A 7,554-nucleotide genomic window follows, 5' to 3' on the forward strand; every position below is an offset into this window, starting at 1 on the left:
CCAGCCCGTCCCGGCCCCATTCACGTGCCGATTCGCCGTACGGCGACATGCTGTTAACCGTTTGTTGCGTTCCGGTTGGGCCGCACCTCGGAATGCCTTCCTAGCGTCTTCGGCGTGCCAGTCAGTGCAACGAACACCCTGCGAGTCGCCGTTCTCGCGGATTCCGACACCCGGTGGAAATGGGGCGCGCTCACCGCGCGCCGTCTTCTTCCCGAGGGTGCCGGAGTCCGCCTCGACGGCTACCTCCTGCGGGGCCGCGCCACCCCCACCGCCCGCCAGCTCGAGGAAGTCGGCGTCCGGGCCGACTCGCTGCGCGAGGTGAGTGCCGTTCAGTTCCTCGGCGACATGCGCGACAAGCCCTGCGACGTGCTCGTGCTGGCGCTCGTGGGCGGCGGGGTGCAGGCGATGCTGCACGGGCTGAAGCGGACCTGGGAGGGCCGCCCCGAGCGGCCCGTCGTCGTCACCGGCTATGTCGGCGTCGTCTACGAGAAGCTCGCCGACGGCCTGCTGCTGAGGCACGGCGCCGACCTCGTCCTCGCCAACTCCCGCCAGGACGCCGAGCGTTTCCGCGCGGTCTACGAGGGCGTGGGCGCCGACGCCTCCTCGGTCACCGAGGTCGCCCTGCCGTTCCTCGGCGGAGCCCCCTACACCGGCGAACACGGCCCGTACACCGTGGTGTTCGCCGCCCAGCCCTCGGTGCCGGAGACCCGCAAGGACCGCGCCTACCTCCTGAACCGGCTGATCCGGCACGCCCGCCTCCACCCCGAGCGCGAGGTGCTGCTCAAGCTGCGCTCCCGGCCCGGCGAGCACACCACCCACCTGGAGGAGCTGCCCTACCAGAAGCTGGCGCAGAAGGCCGGCCCGCTGCCGCCCAACCTCCGCCTGGTGTACGGCAACATGGGCGACGTCCTCGACCGCACCGACCTGCTGGTGACGGTGAGTTCGACCGCGGCCCTGGAGTCCCTGCACCGCCGCATCCCCACCGTCGTGCTCACCGACCTCGGGGTGCGCGAGGTGCTCGGCAACCACCACTTCACCGGCTCCGGCTGCCTGGCCTCCTGGGGCCAGCTGGACGCCGGACACCGGCCCGAACCGGACGCCGAGTGGCTGGCCCGGCAGGGCGTCGCCGCCGACGGCGACTACGCGACCGCCTTCGACGCCGCCCGCGAGCGGATCGCCAAGCTGCTCGCGCACCCCGGCGGACTGCCGCCCCTCACGCCGTACTACACGAGCGAGACCGCCCCCGGCTACCTGCCCGGCATCCTCGCCCGCCACCACCTCGCCCCCGACGGCACCCCGCTGCCGGGCGCCCCCGCCGCCGACCGGGACCCCGGGCCCGTCCGGCAGATCGTGCGCCGGGCCGCGCGCGGCGCCTACCGGCACGGCGTGCAGCGCGTCGCGCCCGTCATCCGGCGGATGGGGGAGCTGTGACCCCGCTCCGAGCCGTCCAAGGAGAACACCCCATGTCCGACACCCCCGCGGCGCGCCGCGTGCTCGCCGTGATCCCCGCGCGCGGCGGCTCCAAGGGCGTCCCCGCGAAGAACCTCGCTCCCGTCGGCGGAGTCCCGCTGGTCGCCCGCGCCGTACGCGAGTGCCGCGCCGCCCGGCTGGTCACCGACGTCGTCGTCTCCACCGACGACCAGGCCATCGCGGCCGCCGCCCGCCAGGCCGGCGCCGAGGTCGTGCTGCGGCCCGCCGCCATCGCCGGCGACACCGCCACCTCCGAGGCCGCGGTCCTGCACACCCTGGACGCGCACGAGGCGCTGCACGGCGCCCCGGTGGACGTGGTGCTCCTCGTGCAGTGCACCAGCCCGTTCCTGATCCGCGAGGACATCGACGCGGTCGCCGCGGCCGTCGTCGAGCAGGGCGCCGACACCGCGGTGACCGTGGCCCCGTTCCACGGCTTCGTCTGGCGCGACGACCCGTCCGGGGAGGCGGACGGCGGGGTCGGCGTCAACCACGACAAGTCCTTCCGCCCCCGCCGCCAGGACCGGCCCCAGGACTTCCTGGAGACCGGCGCCGCCTACGCCATGGACGCGGCCGGCTTCCGCACACACGGGCACCGCTTCTTCGGCCGCACGGAACTCGTGCGCACCGACCCCGCGCGCGTGCTGGAGATCGACGACCCGCACGACCTGGCCCGGGCGCGCGCGCTGGCTCCCCTCTTCGACGCGGCCAGGCCCGGCGCACTGCCCGCTTACGACGACATCGACGCCGTAGTCCTCGACTTCGACGGCACCCAGACCGACGACCGGGTGCTGATCGACTCCGACGGACGGGAGTTCGTCTCCGTGCACCGCGGCGACGGACTCGGCATCGCGGCCCTGCGCGACAGCGGGCTGCAGATGCTGATCCTGTCCACGGAACGCAACCCGGTCGTCGCCGCCCGCGCCCGCAAGCTGAGGCTGCCGGTGCTGCACGGCATCGACCGCAAGGACCTCGCGCTCAAGCAGTGGTGCGAGGAAACGGGCATCGCGCCCGAACGCGTGCTCTACGTCGGCAACGACGTCAACGACCTGCCCTGCTTCGCCCTCGTCGGCTGGCCCGTGGCGGTCGCGAGCGCCCACGAGGTCGTCCGCGGCGCCGCGCGCGCCGTCACCACCGTCCCCGGCGGCGACGGCGCCATCCGGGAGATCGCCGGCTGGCTCCTCGGCCCCTCGCTCGACTCCCTCCCCGAGCGCCCCCAGACCCCCACCCTCCCCCAGCTCACCAAGTAAGGACACCCCCTGCCATGAGCACCCACTCCCGTCTGCGCACCTTCCGCTCGCGCGAGGTCGGCCCCGGCCGCCCCGTCTACATCTGCGGCGAGATCGGCATCAACCACAACGGTGAGCTGGAGAACGCCTTCAAGCTGATCGACGCCGCCGTCGAGGCCGGCTGCGACGCCGTGAAGTTCCAGAAGCGCACCCCCGAGATCTGCACCCCGCGCGACCAGTGGGACATCGAGCGGGACACGCCCTGGGGCCGCATGACGTACATCGACTACCGCCACCGCGTGGAGTTCGGCGAGGACGAGTACCGCCAGATCGACGAGTACTGCCGCGCCAAGGGCATCGACTGGTTCGCCTCCCCGTGGGACACCGAGGCCGTCGCCTTCCTGGAGAAGTTCGACGTCCCCGCCCACAAGGTGGCCTCCGCCTCCCTCACCGACGACGAACTGCTGCGCGCCCTGCGCGCCACCGGCAAGACCGTCATCCTCTCGACCGGCATGTCCACCCCGAAGCAGATCCGCCACGCCGTCGAGGTCCTGGGCAGCGACAACATCGTCATGTGCCACGCCACCTCCACCTACCCGGCGAAGGCCGAGGAGCTGAACCTCCGCGTGATCAACACGCTGGAGAAGGAGTACCCGAACGTCCCGATCGGCTACTCCGGCCACGAGACCGGCCTGCAGACCACCCTCGCCGCCGTCGCCCTCGGCGCCTGCTTCGTCGAGCGGCACATCACCCTCGACCGCGCCATGTGGGGCTCCGACCAGGCCGCCTCCGTCGAGCCGCAGGGCCTCACCCGCCTGGTCCGCGACATCCGCACCATCGAGGGTGCCCTCGGCGACGGCGTGAAGAAGGTCTACGACTCCGAGCTGGCCCCCATGAAGAAGCTGCGCCGCGTCACCGGCGTCGTCGCCGAGGCGGAGATCGCGGCCGCGGCGGGCGAGCCGGTCGGCGTGTGACGGATCCGCTGCGCTGATCAGGGGACGGAGCTGCGTCGATGAACCCACGCGCCGGCGAACCCGGCACCACCCTCGCGTTCGTGGAGAGCCCGGTACAGCTCCTCAACGTCCTGGAGTGGGCCCACGCCCACGGCATCCGGCCGCTTCAGGAGCCCGGCGCGGGGTTCACCCTCGTCGTCCTGTCCCCGACCGACCCGATGACCCGGGGCCAGCTGCGGCGCATGGCCGACCTGGCCCGGGACGAGGGCCACACGGTCCGCTGGGAGGAGGCCCGCGGCGGTCCCGCGGCCCCCTTCCAGACGGTCGGCTCGCTCGCGGGGCCGCTGCGGCGGGCGGAGCGGATCGTCATGGGCGACCCGTTCTCCCGGTACGTCCAGCTGCTGCTGACCATCACACGCGCCCGTGACCTGGTCGTCGTCGACGACGGCACGGCCACGATGGAGTTCGTCGCCCAGCTCGCCCGCGGTGAGCGGCTGGTGCGCTGGCACCGCAAGGGCGGCCGGCGCGGGCCGCGCGACCTGGTGTTCGCGCCGGTGTCCTCCGTCGCCCGGCGCCGCCTGACGCCCGGCGGCGAGCAGCGGGTGGAGATCTTCTCCTCCATGCCGATCGAGGAAGCCCCCGACGGCGTGCGCGTCACCGCCAACGACTTCGCCTGGACCCGCGCCCGCTTCGGACCGCCCCGCATCACCAAGGGCGCCGACATGGTGGGTACGTCGCTGGTGGAGACCGGCGTGGTGGACGGCGAGCGCTACGTCGACGCCGTCCGCACCCTGGCCAAGACGCACGGCGCCACGCGTTACTTCGCCCACCGGCGCGAGAGCACGGAGAAACTGCACCGGCTGGCCGTCGAGACCGGTCTCGAGATCGTCCGGCCCGAGCTGCCGCTGGAGCTGATCGCCCGCCGAGGGCCGGTCGGCCGGACGATCCTGAGCTTCCCCTCGACGGTCGTGCACACCCTGCCGCTGGCCCTCGCGGGCACCGACGTCCAGGTCGCGGTGTGCGACATCGACCCCGACTGGCTCACCCGCACGGCCTCACCCCGCGCCCACGGTTTCCTGTCCGGGGTGACGGGGACGGCCCGGGGGGTGCGGAGACTGGAGATGAGCATCGCGTAGGGGGCGGGGGCGGGGTCGGTCCCGCGGGTGGGGAGCCGGTCCCGCGGGTGGGGAGCCGGTCCCGCCGGGGGCCCTGCGGCCGCGGGGCTCGGGCGGGGCGTGAGCCGGGCGGGGGCAGGATGCGGGCTCAGGGCCGCGGGCGGGGGCGGGCTGGTGGGCTCTGGGCGGCAAGCGCTCACCTCGGCTTGGCGGCCAGTACGAAGGCACGGGCGCGTTTCTCCTCGTCCAGCGGCTCGCGCACCACCCGAGCCCGGAGCGACAGGCCCGCCTCCGTCAGTACGGCGGCCACCGCCTCCGGGCTGCGCCAGTAGTAGTCGAGCGCGATCTCCTGCCCGAACCGCTCGGACAGGTGCAGGTGCTCGGTCCCGTCCGCCGCCGGGTTTGTCGTCTGGAACGACAGCAGCAGCTGCCCGCCCGGCACCAGCACCCGGCGGAACTCGGCGAACAGTGCTGGCAGCCGCTCGTCCGGCACGTGGATCACGGAGTAGAGCGCCAGCAGTCCGCCGAGCGTGGCGTCCGGCAGGTCCAGCGCCGTCATCGACCCCACGTGGAAACGCAGGCCCGGATGCGCCCGACGGGCGAGGGCCACCATCCGCGGCGAGACGTCGACCCCGAACACCGGCACGCCGAGGGCGTGCAGCCGGGCCGTGACATGCCCGGGGCCGCTGCCGACGTCCGCGACGGGCTGCGGCCCGTGCGCCGTGACCTGCTCGGCGAACGCCGCGAGCAGCGCCCGCTCCAGCGGGCGGTCGGCGAGGCTGTCCGGGAACGCCTCGGCGTACGCCGGCGCGATGGCGTCGTAGGCGGCGCGGGTGTCGGTCAGGTATCCGGTGGTGGTGCAGCCGGGGGAGCCGGTGAGGGGGGCGGCGGCGGAGCCGGTGATGGTGTGGGGGGTGTCGGTGGTGGGTTCGGTCACGCCGGGACCCTACGGCTCCTGATGCGCTCGGGCCGGGTGATCAGGGAAGCCGGTCCGGGGAACCCGTTTGGTCTCGGCCGGAGCGGGGTCCCGTGCGGGCCGGGTGCCGTCCCGATAGGCGAACACCGGCCGCGTGGTCTGCGCGCGGCGTGGTATCCGTGGAAAAGAGGTGAAAAGAGCAGGCGACGGACGCTCGACCAAAGATCGACCCGGTCTCGAGTCGGGCGAGTTTACCCGTCCACGACGACCACTATGCGTCGAGCGGCCAGATTTTCTTCCCCTAACGGGCTGAACTTTTGTTGATCGCGGGTCAGTTGGCCGCCCCGGCGCCCTACCCTTCAGAGGGTGAAGCAACTGATGTCGCTACAGTCCGAGGCCGATCCGTCCGGGGCCGCCGCCGTGCTCCCCGGCACGCTCCCCGAGCAGCTGCGCGCCGAGCTCGTCGCCTTCCGCCGCGACCTGCACATGCACCCCGAGCTCGGCAACCAGGAGTTCCGCACCACCGCGGCGATCAAGGCCCGTCTGGAGACGGCCGGCCTCCACCCCCGCGTCCTCCCCAGCGGGACCGGTCTGACCTGCGACATCGGCGTACCCGCGGACGGCACGTACGAGGGCCCCGGCATGCTCGCCCTGCGCGCCGACATCGACGCGCTGCCCATCCCGGACATGAAGGCCGACTGCCCGTACCGGTCCACCGTGCCCGACCGCGCCCACGCCTGCGGCCACGACGTGCACACCACGGTGGTGCTCGGCACCGGGCTCGTCCTCGCCGAGCTGCACCGGCAGGGGCGGCTGCCGCGTCCGGTGCGGCTGATCTTCCAGCCCGCCGAGGAGGTGCTGCCCGGCGGCGCCGCCGACGCGATCGCCTGCGGCGCGCTGAACGGGGTCGGCCGCATCCTCGCCGTGCACTGCGACCCGCGCGTCGACGCGGGCCGGGTCGGGCTGCGGGCCGGCGCGATCACCTCCGCCTGCGACCGGCTGGAGATCTCGCTCGACGGTCCCGGTGGCCACACGGCGCGTCCGCACCTGACCACGGACCTGGTCACCGCCGCGGCCCGGGTGGTCACGGACGTGCCCGCGCTCGTCGGGCGGCGCGTCGACACGCGCAGCGGGCTCGCCGTGACGTGGGGCCGGATCGAGTCCGGGCACGCGCCGAACGTCATCCCGCAGCACGCTGAGCTCGCCGGGACCGTGCGGTGCCTCGACATCGAGGCGTGGCGGCTGGCGCCGGACATGGTGGTCGCGGCGATCGACGAGGTGGCGAATCTGCACGGGGCGAAGTCGGAGATCAACTACGTGCGGGGTGTGCCGCCCGTGATCAACGACCCCGCGGTCACGGAGCTCCTGCGCGAGGCGATGACGGCTCGGCGCGGAGTGGAGTCGGTGGAGTCGACGGAACAGTCGCTGGGCGGCGAGGACTTCTCCTGGTACCTGGAGCACGTACCCGGCGCCATGGCCCGGCTCGGCGTCCGTCCGCCCGGTGAGCGCACGGTGCGGGACCTGCACCAGGGCGACTTCGACGTGGACGAGTCGGCGATCACGGTGGGGGTGGAGCTGTTCACGGCGGCGGCGCTGCTGGATGCGGTTGGCCGTTTGGGGTGACGTGTGCCTGCGGCGCTTGGTCGTGTTTTGTCTGCGGGTTGCGTTGTGGCTGGTCGCGCCGTTCCCCGCGCCCCTTTTTGCCTGCGGCGGCCCGTTTCCGTCCGGTGGCCGGTTGCTGTCTCGCCTCCGGTTCGTTGTGGGTCGGGGCCGGGGTGGGGGGTGTCCGTCCTCGGTCCGGCCGCCCGTTTCCGACGAGGGGCGCCCTGTGCCGGTGCCGGCCGCTGCGGGCGGACACCGAGACGTACCGCGTG

The 7,554-nt window shown here is 73.5% G+C and carries 6 protein-coding genes; 5 read left to right on the top strand and 1 reads right to left on the bottom strand.

The annotated features are described in order from the left end of the window. Positions 1-114: 114 nt before the first annotated feature. Genes AB0E88_RS20850 through AB0E88_RS20865 form a run of 4 tightly spaced genes read left to right on the top strand, consistent with a single transcriptional unit; the run spans position 115 to position 4,785 of the window. Positions 115-1,431, top strand: coding sequence for a DUF6716 putative glycosyltransferase (locus AB0E88_RS20850; protein WP_361632391.1), 1,317 nt, complete (start codon positions 115-117; stop codon positions 1,429-1,431). Positions 1,432-1,463: 32 nt separating this feature from the next. Continuing rightward, positions 1,464-2,717 (top strand): N-acylneuraminate cytidylyltransferase, encoded by a 1,254-nt coding sequence (locus tag AB0E88_RS20855; protein ID WP_361632393.1) that lies wholly within the window; start codon positions 1,464-1,466, stop codon positions 2,715-2,717. Positions 2,718-2,731: 14 nt separating this feature from the next. After that, positions 2,732-3,670 carry an N-acetylneuraminate synthase family protein gene (locus tag AB0E88_RS20860; protein ID WP_361632395.1) on the top strand — a complete coding sequence of 313 codons (939 nt, stop codon included), beginning with the start codon at positions 2,732-2,734 and terminating at the stop codon, positions 3,668-3,670. A 38-nt stretch (positions 3,671-3,708) separates the two neighbouring features. Next, positions 3,709-4,785 carry a hypothetical protein gene (locus AB0E88_RS20865; RefSeq protein WP_361632397.1) on the top strand — a complete coding sequence of 359 codons (1,077 nt, stop codon included), beginning with the start codon at positions 3,709-3,711 and terminating at the stop codon, positions 4,783-4,785. A 175-nt stretch (positions 4,786-4,960) separates the two neighbouring features. On the opposite strand, the gene AB0E88_RS20870 is transcribed toward AB0E88_RS20865, so the two are convergent. Further along, on the bottom strand, positions 4,961-5,578 hold the full coding sequence (locus AB0E88_RS20870) for a class I SAM-dependent methyltransferase (RefSeq protein ID WP_361632413.1): 618 nt from the start codon (positions 5,576-5,578) through the stop codon (positions 4,961-4,963). A 480-nt stretch (positions 5,579-6,058) separates the two neighbouring features. Here AB0E88_RS20870 and AB0E88_RS20875 point away from each other — a divergent pair, with 480 nt between their 5' ends. After that, entirely contained in the window at positions 6,059-7,303 is a 1,245-nt protein-coding gene (locus AB0E88_RS20875; protein ID WP_361632399.1) for a M20 family metallopeptidase, read from the top strand. The last annotated feature ends 251 nt before the right edge of the window (positions 7,304-7,554 follow it).

Origin of the sequence: Streptomyces sp. NPDC028635, assembly GCF_040637635.1 — a bacterium.
Taxonomy (GTDB): domain Bacteria; phylum Actinomycetota; class Actinomycetes; order Streptomycetales; family Streptomycetaceae; genus Streptomyces.